This is a genomic window from Aureibaculum luteum (assembly GCF_003449015.1).
Lineage (GTDB): Bacteria > Bacteroidota > Bacteroidia > Flavobacteriales > Flavobacteriaceae > Aureibaculum > Aureibaculum luteum.
The window spans coordinates 548,228-566,576 of sequence record NZ_QRGD01000001.1 but is presented as its reverse complement, the minus strand read 5'-3'; the positions used below and the strand labels follow the sequence as shown (position 1 = coordinate 566,576).

General features: G+C 31.3%; 18 protein-coding genes. 5 read left to right on the top strand and 13 right to left on the bottom strand.

What is annotated here, in order from left to right:
• Positions 1-6: 6 nt before the first annotated feature.
• From gldD to mutY, 4 genes are all read right to left on the bottom strand, one after another.
• Entirely contained in the window at positions 7-573 is a 567-nt protein-coding gene (gene gldD / locus D3P13_RS02550; RefSeq protein ID WP_117879724.1) for a gliding motility lipoprotein GldD, read from the bottom strand.
• Positions 557-1,873, bottom strand: a complete 1,317-nt coding sequence (locus D3P13_RS02545; RefSeq protein WP_117879723.1) for a gliding motility-associated protein GldE — start codon at positions 1,871-1,873, stop codon at positions 557-559. The genes gldD and D3P13_RS02545 overlap by 17 nt, the downstream gene beginning before the upstream one ends.
• Before the next feature lie 21 nt (positions 1,874-1,894).
• A complete protein-coding gene (locus D3P13_RS02540; RefSeq protein ID WP_117879722.1) occupies positions 1,895-2,332 on the bottom strand; it encodes a single-stranded DNA-binding protein in 438 nt (145 codons plus the stop codon).
• Between the two features lie 62 nt (positions 2,333-2,394).
• The gene (mutY, locus tag D3P13_RS02535) at positions 2,395-3,432 is read right to left on the bottom strand and encodes an A/G-specific adenine glycosylase (protein WP_117879721.1); all 1,038 of its coding nucleotides are present in this window, start codon (positions 3,430-3,432) and stop codon (positions 2,395-2,397) included.
• Positions 3,433-3,566: 134 nt separating this feature from the next.
• On the opposite strand from mutY, the gene D3P13_RS02530 reads away from it, so the two are divergent.
• Both D3P13_RS02530 and D3P13_RS02525 read left to right on the top strand, forming a co-directional pair.
• A complete protein-coding gene (locus D3P13_RS02530; protein WP_117879720.1) occupies positions 3,567-3,857 on the top strand; it encodes an HU family DNA-binding protein in 291 nt (96 codons plus the stop codon).
• Between the two features lie 267 nt (positions 3,858-4,124).
• Entirely contained in the window at positions 4,125-5,663 is a 1,539-nt protein-coding gene (locus tag D3P13_RS02525) for an Rne/Rng family ribonuclease (protein WP_117879719.1), read from the top strand.
• A 58-nt stretch (positions 5,664-5,721) separates the two neighbouring features.
• Here the strand turns inward: D3P13_RS02525 and D3P13_RS02520 are convergent, their stop codons facing one another.
• Entirely contained in the window at positions 5,722-7,989 is a 2,268-nt protein-coding gene (locus D3P13_RS02520; protein ID WP_117879718.1) for a hypothetical protein, read from the bottom strand.
• A gap of 131 nt (positions 7,990-8,120) precedes the next feature.
• Between D3P13_RS02520 and D3P13_RS02515 the strand changes: the two genes are divergently transcribed.
• On the top strand, positions 8,121-8,594 hold the full coding sequence (locus D3P13_RS02515) for a regulatory protein RecX (protein WP_117879717.1): 474 nt from the start codon (positions 8,121-8,123) through the stop codon (positions 8,592-8,594).
• 3 nt (positions 8,595-8,597) lie between these two features.
• On the opposite strand, the gene D3P13_RS02510 is transcribed toward D3P13_RS02515, so the two are convergent.
• From D3P13_RS02510 to D3P13_RS02500, 3 genes are all read right to left on the bottom strand, one after another.
• A complete protein-coding gene (locus D3P13_RS02510) occupies positions 8,598-9,092 on the bottom strand; it encodes a DUF6646 family protein (RefSeq protein ID WP_117879716.1) in 495 nt (164 codons plus the stop codon).
• A gap of 104 nt (positions 9,093-9,196) precedes the next feature.
• Entirely contained in the window at positions 9,197-12,697 is a 3,501-nt protein-coding gene (locus D3P13_RS02505; protein ID WP_117879715.1) for a T9SS type A sorting domain-containing protein, read from the bottom strand.
• Positions 12,698-12,802: 105 nt separating this feature from the next.
• Positions 12,803-13,396, bottom strand: coding sequence for a hypothetical protein (locus D3P13_RS02500; RefSeq protein ID WP_117879714.1), 594 nt, complete (start codon positions 13,394-13,396; stop codon positions 12,803-12,805).
• Between the two features lie 109 nt (positions 13,397-13,505).
• Here D3P13_RS02500 and D3P13_RS02495 point away from each other — a divergent pair, with 109 nt between their 5' ends.
• On the top strand, positions 13,506-14,459 hold the full coding sequence (locus D3P13_RS02495) for an NAD-dependent epimerase/dehydratase family protein (protein WP_117879713.1): 954 nt from the start codon (positions 13,506-13,508) through the stop codon (positions 14,457-14,459).
• 70 nt (positions 14,460-14,529) lie between these two features.
• Positions 14,530-15,138 (top strand): thioredoxin family protein, encoded by a 609-nt coding sequence (locus tag D3P13_RS02490; protein ID WP_117879712.1) that lies wholly within the window; start codon positions 14,530-14,532, stop codon positions 15,136-15,138.
• A gap of 25 nt (positions 15,139-15,163) precedes the next feature.
• On the opposite strand, the gene truB is transcribed toward D3P13_RS02490, so the two are convergent.
• From truB to mce, 5 genes are read right to left on the bottom strand one after another with little or no spacing between them, the layout of a single operon-like run.
• Entirely contained in the window at positions 15,164-15,859 is a 696-nt protein-coding gene (gene truB / locus D3P13_RS02485; RefSeq protein WP_198679941.1) for a tRNA pseudouridine(55) synthase TruB, read from the bottom strand.
• Positions 15,859-16,668: an undecaprenyl-diphosphate phosphatase gene (locus D3P13_RS02480; RefSeq protein ID WP_117879711.1), complete on the bottom strand. Its 810-nt coding sequence runs from the start codon at positions 16,666-16,668 to the stop codon at positions 15,859-15,861. The genes truB and D3P13_RS02480 overlap by 1 nt, the downstream gene beginning before the upstream one ends.
• Before the next feature lie 2 nt (positions 16,669-16,670).
• On the bottom strand, positions 16,671-16,922 hold the full coding sequence (locus D3P13_RS02475; RefSeq protein ID WP_117879710.1) for a DUF3098 domain-containing protein: 252 nt from the start codon (positions 16,920-16,922) through the stop codon (positions 16,671-16,673).
• A 3-nt stretch (positions 16,923-16,925) separates the two neighbouring features.
• The gene (locus D3P13_RS02470) at positions 16,926-17,804 is read right to left on the bottom strand and encodes a cell division protein FtsX (protein WP_117880233.1); all 879 of its coding nucleotides are present in this window, start codon (positions 17,802-17,804) and stop codon (positions 16,926-16,928) included.
• 34 nt (positions 17,805-17,838) lie between these two features.
• Positions 17,839-18,246, bottom strand: coding sequence for a methylmalonyl-CoA epimerase (mce, locus tag D3P13_RS02465; RefSeq protein ID WP_117879709.1), 408 nt, complete (start codon positions 18,244-18,246; stop codon positions 17,839-17,841).
• Between the last annotated feature and the right edge of the window lie 103 nt (positions 18,247-18,349).

Genomic DNA, 18,349 nt, shown 5'->3' with positions numbered 1-18,349 from the left:
TATAATTTATTTCCAACTTAAGGTTTCCATAATGTGTTCTATATCTTTTTCAATAAATTTAACTGCTGGCAATATAGAATCGTAATTTGGTTTTGCTTCAAAATACAGGGCTCCTGTAATGAAATGACCTGTTTTGTCTGTTAGATGAAATTGCAAAGAAGACGCTGCATTTCCAATAACTTCTCGTAATGCACCGTATTTTTGAAATTCCGTATTTTCATAATCTTTAGTGATTATATTATCAGCTTTTATTGTGTGGTTGTAAGTCAATTTTTCAGCTTCACTTAATAGTTCTGATAAATTGTTGTCTACACCCCTGTAGGTAATATTAAGTGATGCTTTTAATTTTGGGTATTTAATGTTTATCCAGCATTTTTCATTAAACTTTGTGTGTGTATTATCTGGTACTTCAAAGGTGTAAGGACAGTCTGAAGCTATTTCTTTATAGTTTGGGGCAGCATATGCCAAACGTAAAAAAGCTTTTGGTTTTGGTAAATACTCCTCATTGGAGCATGAAGTAAATGGCAATGTTATTACTGCCAATAATATAATTTTATTAAGTTGGTGTAACATCTTGTATAGTGGGTTTTGTTACTTTTATTTGTTTGATACGTTTTTTCTCTAGTACTTCAATTTTGAATTTATAATCTTCAAAAATAATTTGCTCATTTAATTGAGGGAATTTTTCGTTAATTTCTAGTATAAATCCTGCCAAAGTTTCGGCTTCACCTTTATGTTCCTCAAATATAGAATCGTCAATTTTCAATACTTTATAAAAATCTTTCAATGCAATTTTACCTTCAAAAACGTAATTGTTGTTGTCAAGTTTAGAATAACTCAAATCATTGTCATCAAATTCATCACTAATGTCACCTACAATCTCCTCAATTACATCTTCTAAAGTTACGATACCCGAAGTGCCACCATATTCATCAACCACAATAGCTAAATGATTTTTCATTTCTTGAAATTCCTTTAGTAAGTCATCTAATTTTTTATTTTCAGGAACAAAAAAAGGTTGACGCATTACCTTTTTCCACTGAAATGTTTTCTTATTTAGGTGTGGTAAAAGGTCTTTCGAATATAAAACTCCTGTAATTTCGTCAATATTATCATGATAAACAGGAATTCTTGAGTGTCCGTTTTTAATTATCTTGGTAACTACTTCTGCGAAAGTGTCACTTTCGGGTAAAGCAAAAACGTCTGTTCTAGGGCACATTACATGTACCGTTTCAGTATTACCAAATGTAACAATGCCTTGTAAAATTTTTTGTTCTTGTTTTGAAGACCCTTCTTCAGAGGTTAGTTCTAAGGCCTGGGACAATGTTTCTACGGAAAAATCTGAATTCTTTTTACCTAATCTTTTTTCTATAGTACTTGTCAAGTTCAATAATGGAATGCTTAAAGGAGTGAGAAGTACATTTAAAATACTAATTGGAGTTACCATTAAAGTGGCGAATTTTAATGCATTTCTGTTGGCGTAAACTTTGGGGAGTACTTCACCAAAAAGTAAAATTAAAAATGTAACTAAGATTACTTCGAGTAAAAACCGGAAACCACTATTGATTATACTACTGAAGAAAAAATCACCTAAATAGGCAAAAAGTAAAACTATTAAAATGTTTACAAAGTTATTTGCTATTAGGATAGTTGCCAACAATTTTTTTGGACGTCCTAGCAGTGTATTAACTAATGTTGTTTTTTTAGATTCTTCAGCTTCATTTAATGTTGTTTTTGATAGCGAAAAAAAGGCAACCTCTGACCCTGAAACTAATGCAGAAATTAAGAGTAGCACAACAAGTGCAACTAATCCGATTGTAAAAGACCAGTTGATAGTATTTAGTAAAAACAAACTCGAGGGTTCAGGATCCAATATTATATGGTTTAATTAAAATTAAAATGGTAAATCATCATCAATTTCTTGAGGAGTTTCATCACTTTTTGGTTTTGTGGTTTGATGGACTGGTGGTTTAGATGAGCTATTATCTAAATCTTTTTTAGTAGTTAAAAATGTCATTTCTACCGCGTGAATTTCAGTTGAGTATCTTTTATTTCCACTTTGGTCATCCCATTGACGGGTTTTAATACGTCCTTCTACATATACTTTATCGCCTTTACTCAAATACTTTTCACATATTTCAGCTAGTTTATTTCTAACCACAACGTTGTGCCATTCTGTAGTTGTTACTCGCTCTCCAGTTTGTCTGTTTGTATAGGTTTCATTTGTAGCAACAGGAAACCTGCCAATAGAGTTGCCACCTTCAAAAAAGTGCATTTTTATCTCATCTCCCAAATGTCCAATCAACATTACTTTATTTAGTGTACCTGCCATGATAATAAAATTGTGTGTCAAAGATAATGAAAATAAAAATCTTAAAAATATAAATTCAATAGTTAAAAATAGGCTTCTGCAAAATTATGAATTAGAATTGGTACAGGATACTTATCAAAGTCGCTAATAGAAATGCTGTTTTCCATTTCTTTATCTAAATTTATTACCCAGAAATTTACGGATAGGTGTTGATGAGATAATTTATGAATAATAGGTTTCTTGTTAAACAATTTGATGTCGCTGTTACTTTCATTTGTTATTTCATGAAGTTCATTCATTTTGATTAGTTCACTAATGTCAATTTCTTTTGAAGTCTCTATTAAGGGAAATTGATAGAGGTTCCTCCAAATACCTTTTTGTTTTCTTTGGTTCAATAATGTCCTGTCCGTTGGGCTTATTAAAACTAAGTAATTGAAAAACCTTTTCGTAACTTTTATTTTTTTATCCTTAATAGGAAGAATCTCAACCATTTTTTCTTCCTTGGCTTTGCAAGAATTTTGAAAAGGGCAAATGGAGCAATCAGGATTTTTAGGTTTGCATTGCATGGCTCCAAACTCCATAATGGCCTGATTAAATGTAGCTGGATCTTTAATGTTTATTAGTTCTTGTGCTAATTTTTTAAAAAGTTTAATTCCTTCAGTACTATTAATAGGTATGTCAATACCATAATAACGTGCTAATACTCGATAAACATTGCCGTCCACTACTGCGTGTGGTTCATTATAGCATATTGATGCAATTGCTGATGCGGTGTAATCGCCAACACCTTTTAATTTTAAAATGTCCTTATAAGTAGTAGGAAATTTTCCATCTAGCTCATTGACTATATATTTTGCTGAAAAATGTAAGTTCCTAGCTCTTGAATAGTATCCTAAGCCCTGCCATAAATTAAGTATAATGTTTTCATCTGCTTTTGCGAGGTCAAAAACAGTAGGAAATGCAACAATAAATTTTTCATAATAAGCTAGTCCTTGTTTAACTCTAGTCTGTTGTAGTATGATTTCTGATAGCCATATGTAATATGGATTAACGGTATTACGCCAAGGTAAGTCTCGTTTATTTTGTAAATACCACTTCGTTAAAATTTTTGAAAAATCCATAGTTTTATTAAAACACGCAAAATTAAGGATTTATACCGTTAAATTTTAACTGATTGGCTAGTTAAAATTGATTTATTGTTTTATCTTTGCCACCCTTTAAAATACACATATAATAAAAATAAAATAGAATTAGCATGACAAAAGCAGAGATTGTAGCCAGTATTTCCGAAAAATCTGGTATTGAAAAGGTTGATGTATTACGAGTAGTCGAAGACTTTATGAAGGAAGTAAAAGATTCATTAGAAAATGACGAAAATGTATATTTAAGAGGTTTTGGAAGCTTTATTATAAAAACTAGAGCTGAAAAAACTGGTAGAAACATTTCTAAAAATACTACAATTAAAATTCCGGCACACAATATTCCATCTTTTAAACCAGCAAAAGTTTTTGTAGAAGGTGTTAAGAAAAATGTACCAGTTAAATAAGTACTCACAATAAAACAGATATAGATTATGCCAAGTGGTAAAAAAAGAAAACGCAGTAAAATTTCTACTCATAAGCGTAAAAAGAGAAGTAGACAAAACAGACACAAAAAGAAAAAATAGCATAAGCTATTTTTTCTTTTATTGAATCAAATCGTTCTTTGAAAAAGAAATTTGCAAAAACAAATTTCATCGGGTTATTTAACTCGTAAACATTTTTTTAATCAATCTGTACTATATTAGTTAGTATGGATACAAAACTTATGCAGAGTGAAAACAGAATTAATAATTAGATCAACTTCCTCTGATATAGATTTTGCCTTATTAAAAGATGGTAGACTTAATGAATTACACAAAGAAACAAATGACAATAATTTTAATGTTGGCGACATATTTTTAGCTAAGATTAAGAAAACATTGTCAGGCTTAAATGCAGCTTTTGTAAATGTAGGCAGTGAAAAAGATGCCTTTTTACATTATCATGATTTAGGGCCACAGTTGTTATCTTTAACTAAGTACATTAAGTTAATAGGCACGGGTAAACTAAAAGATTACACTTTAAAAGATTTCCATTTAGAAAAAGACATAAATAAAAATGGATCCATTGACCAAGTTATTAAGTCTGGTCAAAATTTATTAGTACAGGTTGTTAAAGAACCAATATCTACAAAAGGACCTCGAATAAGTTCTGAACTTTCAATAGCAGGTAGATACTTGGTTTTAGTACCTTTTTCAGATAGAGTTTCGGTATCTCAAAAGATATCGAACAATAAAGAAAAAGAAAGGCTAAAACGACTTGCAAAAAGTATTAAACCTAAAGGCTTTGGCGTTATTTTAAGAACGGTGGCCGAGGGTATTAAAGTAGCTGAACTGGATAAAGATTTGCAAAATTCTTTACAACGTTGGGTTAACTTATGTAAACATTTACCAAGAGCTCAGGCACCAGCAAAAGTGTTGTCTGAATTAAATAGAGCGTCTTCTATTCTTAGAGATATTTTTGATGATTCATTTTCTAGCATCGTTACAGATGATGCTCAGTTATTTGAAGAACTTAAAGAATATATAGAACGCATCGCTCCTACAAAAGTTTCTATGATTAAACTTTACAAATCGAAGTTACCTATTTTTGAAAAATATGGGATAGAAAAACAAATAAAAACAGCATTTGGCCGAACGGTATCAATGCCAAAAGGAGCCTATTTAGTTATTGAACATACAGAAGCTTTACATGTAATAGATGTAAATAGCGGTAATCGTTCAAACAAGGCAAACTCACAGGCTGATACGGCATTAGAAGTGAACTTAATTGCGGCCTCAGAAATAGCACGTCAATTGCAGTTACGTGATATGGGTGGAATTATTGTGGTAGATTTTATTGACATGCACACTGCAAGTCATAGACAAAAATTGTTCGATCATTTAAAAAATGAGATGAAATCTAACAGAACAAAACACAAAATATTGCCACCAAGTAAATTTGGTCTAGTGCAAATTACTAGACAACGTGTACGACCAGAGATGGTTATTAAAACACAAGAAAAAAATCCAAATATCAATGGAGAAGTCGAGGCTCCTATAATTTTGGTAGATAAAATTGAAAATCACTTAGGAAGGATTATAGATAAATCTAAAAAAGGATTAACGCTTCATGCACATTCTTTTGTAGAGTCATATCTTAAAAAGGGGATGCCCTCAATTCAACAAAAATGGTTTTTTAAATATAAAAAGTGGATTAAAGTTATACCGAGAGATGCTTACCAATATCTAGAATATCATTTTTTTGATAAAGATGACAATGAGATTAAATAAGGTAGTATTATATCATACAAAACCTATAAGCAAAAGCTTATAGGTTTTTTTTTGCTTTTTAGTTCGTGAGTATTATTTTTTTAGACATATAACTATTATTTTCGAAATAGGTATTTATTATTAAAATTGAACCTTTTGCTATGTTTTCAGTATTGTCACTTACTTGACTCTTATTAGTATTTTGGTCGATTAATAATCTACCAGTCATATCATATATCTTTACAGAATTAATGGTCGTATTCGCTTTTACGTTGATTGCATGATCTTTATTTACAACTATAAAATCATAAGTTGATTTGAGGTCTTCTGTATTTAATGTAGTTTGTGTAAACTGTAACGTAAATCTATCTGGATAATTACCTGCTTCTGAAGTAGTAAAATTATAAACTCCTTGCTTTAAATCGTGCATAATGTTTAGTTCTTCATCAACCAAAAATATGTCACTATTTTTTAATTCACCTTCAATGTTATCAATACTAATTTTGTAAGAAGTAGCAGAATCTTCAATATTAGTTTGAAAACCTATTGCTACTTTTTTCTCAGAGTTAAAACTACTTAACCCTTGTATGGCGTATTTTAGAGTGTCAATTACTGAGTATAAATTAATCCACCCTTCAGAGATTTTCATCCCGTCATAGCCTTGATCTATTCCATCGGTTGCCTTTTCAAAAAAACCAATTAGGGTTTGACTGAATGCTCCTCCATTATCACTTTCAATATTTAACCAGATCCTATCTTTTTCTAAAACTGTTGTGTTTTTTGTATCTGTTGGTTTAAAGAATTGGTTGTTATTATTTTCAATTCTCATGGAGTTGTTAAAAATGATGGTGTCGACTGTAGCTATTGTTTGTACTATAAAACCCTGGCCTGAAGCTATATATTGATTAGGTTTTACACCCCCAGTTGTCGCTTTCTTAGAAGTACCAACTGATCCAGTCAAATTATAAGTCGCATAATCATTACCTGTATATTGTTCTCCCGAGTTGTTTTGATTATTAGAAGTATTATGTGTCCAAAACCAAAGTGTACCACTTATGGAAGAACTATTTTGATTGATAAATTCATCAGCATCTATAGCCGAAGGATAGGGGTTACCGATTAAATTTATGTCATCATTCGGGTTTCCAGTATTATATACAGCTTCATTGCCATAAAGTTTAATTATACCATTATTAGGTTTTCCAGAAAAGTTTACTTTTGCTTTTAAAGGATATGAACCCGATGTAGGTGACTGAGATATATAACCTTTTCCAGGTTGCATAGTATTCCCGGCAGCTGATATCCATTCTCCTAAGGCCTCGCTACCGCCATAAGGAATAGCGTTAACAGCAGATTGATCCCAATAATAAAGACGCCCTTGATTATATAGTGGTGAAGTAAAAACAGAAGATATATTTATGTTTTCAATTGGAGATGACCAATAAGTATAATCATTATTATCATTCAAAGTAGTAGTGGTTTTATGAACATTAAATGTTCCGTTAACTGAGATTAGTGCATTATCATTCGTCATTAACAAAGAAGCTTTATTTCGAACTTGAACTGTTCCATCTATTGTCAAATTATTATTAACAGTTATATGGGTATTGGGTTTTATGTTAACAGTGTTTCCTGAATTTACAGTTAAGCTACAAGATTCAAAACTGCCATGACTATTAGTGTTGTAATTCCCCTCGATTATTGCTGAAGTACTGGTGTTTGGTGCACCATTGTTCCAAGAAGAACCGTTCCATGTTGTTGTAAAAGAACAAGGTAATCCTAAAATTTCAATATCGTCGATATACCATTCTCGATCTGTGAAAGGAACAAAAAAATTGAAACTATCTCCAATATATCTAAACGCTATATGCACATTTGAATCTGTTGGAATTTGACCTGAAATGATCTTTTTAGACCAGCTAGTAGTGGTATTTGTTGAATTTATAACGATCCAAGTTGCTGCGTTTGGATTTCCAGTTCCGCTATAATTAGTTGAATATAATACTTGTTGGGTTGGATCAGATGGTATTGATCCAGGATGGTCTCTATTTCTTTCGGAATAAGAGAGTTGAATTTCTTCGAAAGAGGATAAATCTAAAGGAGATGAAATTAGCCAAGCTTGATTATTAGTTGTGCTAAAAAATCCAACTGCATTGGGGGTGTTTGTATATTCAGAATAATTTCCCGTATTAGCTTGTGTCGCAGTTCTGCTAAAAGGAACACTTCCAGTAATTTGAAATTGACTCCATCCACTTAAGATATTTTCAAAACTTTCTTGTAAGACTTGACTATATATATTAACATTAAGTAATAGCATACTTAATGATAATATTATTTTATTTTTCATAATAAAATATATTATATTGGCTTACTTTGGAGGTAAGCTCTAAAAAAAATCAGTTATAAATAATTTCCACATTATTACAAGAACTAAACGCAGTATTTTTTAGCGTAGTATAAATTGATTCGTAATCTATTATGACAAATAAGAAAATTTATTCACTTGAAGAGGCTAAAAGACGATTAGAAAATTATTGTGCTTATCAAGAGCGTTGCCATTCAGAGTTGGAAAGAAAGTTATATGAGATGTATTTATCTCAAGAAGAAAAAGAAGAAATTATTTTACACTTATTACATCATGATTTTTTAAATGAAGAGCGTTTTTCTAAATCATTCGCTAGAGGTAAATTTAATATAAAAAAATGGGGAAAGGTTCGGATAGTAAGAGAATTGAAATTTAGAAAAATAACAAATTACAATATAACTCAAGCTCTCAAGGAGATAAATGAATCTGAGTATTTTACTACTTTTGATCAATTAGCAGAAAAAAAGTTTACTCAGATGACAGAGACAAATATTCAAAAGAAAAGAAAAAAATTGGCTGATTACTTGCTATATCGCGGTTGGGAAACGGATTTGGTTTACAGTAAAGTATTTGAGCTAACGTCTTAAAATTTAATTTAAATTAAATACTGTACCTATACTAAATGTAAATTGGTTATGTAATTTTTCAGCGTCAGTTAAAGTGCCAGCGTTATATTTTGCAATTGGAAAGTTGACTTCCGAGAATACTCCAAAACCATCACTAAAGAAATAACGTGCTCCTGCATGTGCACCAAAATTCTTTAAATTAAAATTTATTCCTGGATAAAAATCAAAATTTTCATCGATGTTTAATACGGAACCGATGTTGGCATTAAATCTAGCTTTTAAGTCAATACGATCATCAAATTTTGCATCTATAACTTTAGGTACTCCTAGAGCATAAGATGATGATAAACCTACTGAAAAATTTTCACCTAGCCCATAGTCATAAGCAATATTTATAGAAGTAGCGTTATGTTGAAAATTAACACCTATTTGGAATTTACTATCTTCTTTTCCATAAAAAGCTTGGGCATTTATATGGATAAAGCTAAATAAGACTATTATTGTAAGTATATTTTTCATTATTTTTGATAACATAAAATTCTTGGCAAATATATTATAAGTATTTTATAATAAAGACTAGAAATCATAATTTATTGGGTGTTTTACTCTAATTGTTTTGAGTGTTAGTTTAGAATTAATTTTTTAACTAAGTTTTTGTTATCAATACTAATTTTTATGAAATATACCCCTTTAGCCATCCCCGTCATTTGTAATTGATAATTCTCATTGGTAATATTTCTGTGTTTTTGTATTAATTTACCAGTCATATCAAAAACCTTAATAGTCATATTTTGTCCAGTAGTATTTCTTCTTTTTATATTAAAAATTGATGAAGACGGGTTCGGATAAATTAAGAATTCTCCTTGATCAAAGTCATTAATGCCTAATATTGCTGTAGCGTCAATTTGAAAATCATCTATAATAACGCCTTCATTATTAACCGCGGGATCTGAAACAAATGCAAATCTAAAAATCACATTTGATTCTCCGTTCAATGCTGATAATTTGTAACTATATTCCTTTAAGATTGCATCTGTACCAGTCCATTGAGCACCTGGACAATTTTGACAATCGTCAGCAATCCCAGAGGATGCATTTGTTCTATTGCTATTATACCAATTTGGGTCATTAGCTGTACCAAGTACCTCCCAGTTTTCACCTTGGTTTGTGGAATATTCTACATAAATTACATCCCAATTTTCTTCAAGGTCAAAAGCCATTTTAAATTTTAAAATAGGATTTTCTAATCCTACTAAATAATAACATGGTGATGTTAAATAGCTTGTCGTTTGATCTGGGTAATTACTAGATGGATTTGTTACATAACCAGAAGAAACTTTATTATTTAAAAGCGTTGTGGTAGGCGTACCAATTTGCCATAAATTATTAGCTGAAACAATCCATTGATCGGTGGTGTTATCATCAAAATTATTTATTACTTGACCATCTCCAGAAGTGTTAGTTGTGAATGATGTTGAAGCTGAATTGTTGAAAATATTAGCATCATCAGTTAAAACCACAGTAGTTTCTAACGTATGTATTCCTTCGGTACTAGCTGAAATAGCGGGTATTTCAATAGTGCTATTTGCATTTGAAGCAATGTTTCCTGTCCAATTAAAAGTTTGATTTGCACCACCATCAACATTATAATTTACAGTAAATGAAGTCAAGGTATTTTGACCATTATTTGTAAATAATAATTTGGGAGTAACCTGACCGCAGGTTACATTATTATTGGGTGAAATTATCTTTGTCAATTCAATTTCTTTTGAAGGTAACGTAATGGCTGGTATACTAGATTGCCAAACACTTCTTCCATAAGTAGCTGCAGTAATTTTTGCATCATAAGGGTTTATTTCAATATCAGGTATGGCAACATTGGGTAAACCAGTTGAAAAAACTTCCCAAGTATTGGTATCGTCATTTCTATGGTAAACACCTAATGCTGTTCCTAAATAGATAGAGTTATTTGTAGAGAAGGGATGGTGTCTAACCACAAATTTAGATTCGTCAGGTAAGCCAGCAGATATGTCGGTAAATGTTAAACCTCCATCTGTCGATTTATAAACGCCTCCTCCATTATGTCCACTACTTGGTCCTGAAACATTACTAACTCCAGTAGTTGTTAACCATATAATATTACTATTTGAGCTATGAACTTCTATAGAACTAATGTTTGTACCCGAAATACCAGTTTGTGAAGAGCTGTGTGTTGTAAAGGTTTTACCCTTATCATGGCTAATGTAAAGTATTCTGCCTCTAGAAACTAAAATATTATTATTGTTACTTGGATCTATTTCAATAGCATCAAGATTGGAACCAAAATTATGATTGGATAATTGAATCCAATTGTTGTCAACTAATTGATATAATTGTTTATATCCAGCATATATTTCTCCTGCTTTATTAATTACTAGAGGTGTAACCCAGTTTCCACCACTATCATTAGTGCCAATTTCCGTTGTTGGGGCCCCGGCTATGGTGGTGCTACTTAAACCGCCATCAGTGGTTTTGGTTAAAACACTACCATATTGCGTAAAACCATAAAATGTATTTTCATCATTGGGGTCAGCAGCAGAATCCATACCATCACCACCATGAAAATTATGCCAATTGTTATTTATTAAGGAAAACCCACCATTATCTTGTAAGCCACCTGACATTTTAGTTGACGTACTTTTGGCAACAGAAAGTTTGTAAAACTGACTAATAGCTAAATTTTTAGTGAGGTCAGTAAAAGTTGTGCCATCATTAGTAGATTTATACACCCCGCCATCAGTACCTGCATATAATACACCATTAAAATATCGTAAAAAATGAATATCAGCATGCGTGTAAGAGGGTGTTGGACGACTCCAATCATTAATTTTTGAAAAATTATTACCTTCATTTTTTGATCTCCATATATCCAATACACCAACAAATATTATGTCTTCATCAGTCGGGGAAACAGTAAAAGCTAAATCGAACCAAGCTTGCTGACTACCACCAAATATATCTACAAATAACTCATTAGGCTCGCCGTCAGGTTTGATTTTATTTTGGGTTAATTGTATAAAACTATTACCACTATTGATTGATTTATATACACCTACAAAATCATAACTATTATCTGTAGCTAAAACATATACATTGTTAGATGCACCATTGGCCGCTGTAACTTCCACTCTTAACCTTCCTGTAGAGTTTGGAATTGGTAAACCAGTCGCTGTAGAAGTAAAAGTAGTTCCTCCATCTGATGACACAAAAAATGTGTTTCGAGATACGGCATAAATAGTATTAGAATTACTAGGTTTTAATTTAAAATCTCTAATATGAATACCAGTAATTTTATTTTTCCATGTTGCACCTGCATCGGTAGATTTAAATAAACCATTTCCCGTTGCAACCCAGATAACATTTGAATCGGTAGGGGCAATTAATATTTCATTACTCGTGTTATAGCCACCATCTCCACTTATTGATCCCAATGAGCCAGTTTGGTTCCAAGTAACACCACCATTTACAGATTTTAAAACACCAACAGAATAAGAATCTCCAGCGTCATCATCACCTGTTGAAATATAAATCATATTAGAATTGTTAGGGTCAACTGCGATTCCTGACACCCCAACTTGAGGTAAATAATCTGTTAATGGAGTCCAGTTTACGCCAGCATCGGTAGACCTCCATAAACCACCAGCAGGTGCACCAACATAAATAGTGTTAGCATTATTTGGATCAACAAAAATGGTGTTTATTCGACCTTGACCACTATTACTTGATTGAGAAAATGGCCCTACTGCTGTCCAATTACTTGTCGCTTTAGTTGATTTTGACATTTGAAGCTTTTGCTCCCAAGCATTCCATAAAAGTTTAGAAGGTGCAATGGTTCCATCTTCCTGCTGAAAACGATTCCAGTGATATTCCCACCTTTTAAAAGGCTTATATCCGCTTCCTTTTTTTTCTATATTTTTAGTCGAGAAATAATTCTCATAAAGATTAACCGTATTTTTAAAAGTAGTATTAGACGTTTTGTTTTTCTGGATACTATTTCCATTATTTACATCCAGAGGTAGGCCTTGTGAAAATGATGTTTGGATAGATAGAAATAGTAATATATGAAGAAGTAATTTTTTATACATAGAATCAGATCAGAATTCGATTAAGGTAATTTCTCAAATTTAGTAAAATTATCTCGTTTTATTAAAAAGTGAGAATGTTCAAGATTCATGTAAAAAATAGAAATTCTATTTTAATTCTTGTGGAGGAGATAATTTCGGCGAATTTAGACTGTCCTCTTCAATAAGTATGGGAGCAGTAAAACCTTTCAATTCTTTTTCTAATTTCTCTTGTTTGGCTAAGTTATTTATTTTTTTATTTAGAGAGGAAAAAGCGTCTAAAATATTTTGGGTTTCATTTTGTACTTCCGAGGGGTTAATATTGGGGATGGTTGACATATCTGCTAATCGCAGAGCATAATTGTGAATAACGTTAAGTCTTATACTAACATCTGGTTGTTTAAATCTGTCAATTTTTAAAGAGTCTATTAGTTGCTTTGTTGTATGAGATAGTTCTTTTGAAAGATTTAATGCTTCATTTGGTGAGCTGCTATAAAAATTATCCAGAAAATCATCTAATTGTTGATACTCTTCCCAATCTTTAACGGTTTCCTTGCCTTCTGGTGATAGTGTTTCGCCTATAGCTCTTATGGTTCTTATATCAGTATCTGCAATGGAATCTGTAAGCATTGAGTTTTTATTCACTACATTGTTTTCATTCTTTTTACATGAATTTAACGTCAAGATAAATACGAAAAAGTAAATGATTTTAAAATAATTCATACAATTAATTTGCAAATTGGACTTGTGACAAAGTTAAATAAATAAGTAAACATTTGACAAATTAGGCATTTTAATTTATTAATTTTGTGTTAGATTTAAAATAAAATACATGAATAATAATTCAATACTGGTTATTGGTGCTTGCGGACAAATTGGTTCCGAACTTGTGCTAAAGTTAAGAAGCATTTATGGTAATGATAAAGTTATTGCTTCAGATATTAAAAATGGTTCAGAGGATCTAATGCAAAATGGTAGTTTTGAAATATTAGATGCTACGTACAAGGGAGCAATTTTACAAATTATTAAAAAACATAATGTTTCTGAAGTTTACTTAATGGCAGCGATGGTTTCTGTTACTGCTGAAAAATATCCGCATAGAGCGTGGGATTTAAACATAAACAGTTTGTTATATGTTTTAGAATTAGCTCAAGAGGGTTATCTAAAAAAAGTATTTTGGCCAAGTTCTATAGCGGTATTTGGTAAAACGACACCTAAAATAGATACCCCCCAAGTAACGGTTACAGAGCCTTCTACGGTTTATGGAATAAGCAAGTTGGCTGGTGAACGGTGGTGTGCTTATTATAAAGCAAAATATGGAATTGATGTTAGGAGCGTACGTTACCCTGGTATAATAAGCTGGAAGACACCTCCAGGTGGTGGTACAACAGATTATGCCGTAGAAATCTATCATAAGGCCTTGTCTGATGGTAGTTATGATTGTTTTTTGTCTGAAGACACAAGATTGCCAATGATGTATATGGATGATGCCATTGATGCTACTATTAGGCTTATGGACGCTGATTTACCTGATGATTTTGCGTCTTATAATATTTCTGCAACTGATTTTACACCGAAAGAAATTTCAGAGTCTATAAAAAAACATATTCCAGATTTTAGTATAAACTACTCACCTGATTTTAGGCAACAAATTGCCGATAGTTGGCCGAAAAATATGGATGATAGCCAAGCTCAAAAAGATTGGAATTGGAAGCCCAATTTTGATTTAAAGAAAATGACGGAAGTGATGTTGGAGAATTTAAAATTAATAAAAGAGGTAAATTAATTTTTGTGTAATATTTGTAACATTTCTTCGACTAAACATTTCTTAAATTTGCAGGATTAAATAAATATAGATGAAAAATAGTATTAAAAATAGTTTAGAAAAGGCAATCTCGTATTCAACTTATAGAGAGTTAGTAACTCGTTTATTAAAAGAAGGGAAAGCTACTGGGGTAAATCAATCTGAAGATTTGTTGCATTATAGTAAATTGAATAACAGTAGGATGAAGCGTTTAGATAAAACAATTTCTATTTCCGAAAGTACTGTAGAAGCTTTAAATGATGTAAATGAAAAGTTTGTTTGGTTAGTACTTTCAGAAGGTTGGTGTGGAGATGCAGCTCAAGTGTTACCTGTAATTAATAAAGTTGCTGAAGCTTCTGAAAATATTGAGTTGAAAATAGTTTTAAGAGATGAGAATGAAGCGTTGATGAATCAGTTTTTAACCAATGGGGGACAAGCAATTCCTAAATTGATAATGTTAAATGCGGATACGCTTGAGGTATTAGGTACTTTTGGTCCTAGACCAGCAGTTGCAACTAAAATGGTAGCAGATCAAAAAGAAAAATTTGGAGTACTTGATACAGCGTTTAAAGAGCAACTTCAAAATTGGTATAATACCGATAAAGGAAAAGCAATAGAAAGTGATTTGTTACAGTTGTTGAGCGTTGGTCAATTAGCCTAAGACGAAATTCAAGATTGGCTTGTTTTTAGTTATCTAGACCGTTTAAAAAATCGTCAATACTTTGTGCTTTTTTAACATCAAAGTCGCCAATTTTGGTACGTCTTAATTTTGATAAGTGTGCTCCAGAATTTAAGGCTAATCCAAAATCATAGGCCAAAGAACGAATATAAGTACCTTTACTACAAATTACTCTAAATTCAATTTCGGGTAGTTTAATATTAGTGATTTCAAATTCAGAAATAGTTATATTACGTAATTTTATTTCGGTTGTTTCACCGGCTCTTGCTAGTTCATAAAGCCGTTTTCCATCTTTTTTTAAGGCTGAAAATATAGGTGGCTTTTGTTGAATTTCACCTATAAATTGTTTTGTAGTATTATGGATAATTTCATTAGTAAGATGGCTGAATTCAAAATGTTGATCAATTTCAGTTTCTAAATCGTAAGATGGAGTAGTGGCACCTACAGTAAAAGTGCCTGTATATTCTTTTATTTGAGCTTGAAATTGGTCAATTTTTTTAGTGAATTTTCCAGTACAAAGAATAAGCAACCCAGTTGCTAAAGGATCTAAAGTTCCTGCGTGACCTACTTTTATTTTCTTTAAATTAAACTGTTGTCTGATTGCCCATCTCAATTTGTTTACCACCTGAAATGAAGTCCATTTTAAAGGTTTATCTATAAGTAGAACTTGACCGTTTTTGTAATCATCAACATTCAAGGCCATTATAGACTAAGTTTGTAGATAAAAAAATGGATAATTAGCAAAGAAATTCCAAGTATAATTCTATAATACCCAAATATTTTAAATCCCTTTTTACTTAGATAATCAATAAATGACTTTATGGCAATTAAAGCAACAATAAAAGCAATTATATTACCAACTATTAAAAAATTTATTTGATCGCTACTCAGTTCAAAACCTGCCTTATAGTAATCATATAATTTTTTAGCTGTAGCTCCAAACATTGTAGGAACTGCTAAGAAAAATGAAAATTCGGCAGCTGTTTTTCTATTTAATTTTTGAGTCATACCACCAACAATACTTGCTCCACTACGTGAAGTTCCAGGTATCATAGCCAAACATTGAAAGAATCCAATTTTTAAAGCAGTGAGATATGATATTTCAGTATGTTCTAAAGGATTTTCAGAATCATATTTTTCATTTGATTTAAACCAATCGTCTACTTTTAGTAAAATAAACCCTCCAATAATTAAGGAAATGGCAACTGTAACAGGGCTTTCTAACAACTGATCTATGACATCATTCAATAATAACCCTAAAACAACTGCAGGTAGAAAGGCAACAAATAATTTGTAATAAAAGTCTAAGCCTTGAAAAAAACGTTTCCAATACAAAACTACAACTGATAAAATAGCTCCTAATTGGATAACGATAGTAAAGAGTTTTGTAAAATCGTCACTGGCAATCTTCATAAATGAAGAGGCAATTATCATATGGCCAGTCGAAGAAACGGGTAAGTATTCAGTTAACCCTTCAATAATTGCAAGAATTATAGCGTAAATATAGGTCATTACTATTTATTAGGATTTGCCAAAATGGCGTATACTTCTATAGCTAAACCAATAAGTACTAACGTTGGGGCTAATCTAATTCGTTGAAAGTTGTAAATTTCTTCATTAAAAACGGTCGGGTCATCACTACCACCACCAGCCATCAATATAAAGCCTAGTGCAATTACAATTAGACCAACGAGCATAATCATGTAATTCTTTTTACCAAAAAGGAATTCATTCTCTGTTTTTTTGTAGACTTCTTTTTTATTCATTTTTTAGTAATATAATTGATCTGTTCGTAAATTTAAAAAACGCTGTGTTGCAAAAAAAGCACTTATCCATGAAATTATAATACCCAATAGAAAAATACTTCCAAATAAAATAGCTATTAATTTGGTGTTTTCTAAAAAACCAAATTCTGGAAAATTAACATTTAAATAATACATTGCTACAGCTAAAGCAATTAAGGCAACCAATGCACCAAAAGCTCCTAATTTTATACTGCTCCAAATAAAGGGCTTTCGAATAAAACGTTTCGTAGCTCCAACAAGTTGCATCGTTTTAATTGTAAACCTTTTCGAGTAAACAGACAAGCGTATCGAATTATTAATTAGTAGCATGGCTATCAATACAAAAAGACTACTAAATATTAGTACCCAAAGACTAATACGTTTTATGTTTTTTGTCAATAAACCAATCAAAGGTTTGTCATATGAAACTTCATTAACGATACTGTTTTTTGCTAAAGTACTTTCTATCTCACTCATTTTTTCAGATGAAACAAAATCAGCCTTCAAGTATAAATCAATTGCGTTTTTTAAAGGATTGTAACCCAAAAATTCCATAAAATCTTCTCCATTTTCTTCAGTTGCTATTTTTGCAGCCTCTATTTTAGATATGTATACGATAGATTTTGTGTATGCTTCACTTTCTAGCAGTGTTTGTAGGTTTTTAACTTTTTGAGAGTCAGCATCGTCATTAAGAAAAATGGTTATTGAAGCTTGTTCTTTAAAATAATCGGAAATTTTCTTAGTATTTAGCACTAAAAGACCAAATAATCCTAATAAAAATAATACGAAAGCGATGCTCAGTATTACAGAAAAATAGGAGGATTTTAATCGTCTTTTTTGATATTTTTCAAAAGAAGTACTCATTGTAGTTTGTGCTAAATTTTGCGACGCAATATACTTATTTTTGCTTAATTTCTTGGCACAATTCAATTAAAACCCCATTGCTACTTTTTGGATGTAAGAAAGCTACAAGTTTGTTGTCAGCACCTTTTTTTGGTTTATCGTTCAAGACTGTGAAACCTTCTTTTTTTAACCTTTTTATTTCACTTTTAATATCATCAACAGCAAAAGCAATATGATGAATTCCCTCTCCTTTTTTTTCTAAAAACTTAGCGATTGGGCTTTCTGGTGTTGTTGCGGCTAATAATTCAATTTTATTAGGTCCCGATTTAAAAAAAGAAGTAATAACTCCTTCAGAAGCTACTTCTTCAAGCTTATAGGCTGCTTTTCCAAGCAGTTTTTCAAACAGCGAGTTAGAGGTATCTAAGTCTTTAACCGCAATGCCAATATGTTCAATTTTTTTCATTTGTCTAGGTGTTAAGTCTTATTAATGGTAATTGTACTTCTTTCAAAAATAAACAATATTATTATTAAAATATCTGGTAAAATCAAAAGTTCAGTTTTATAGC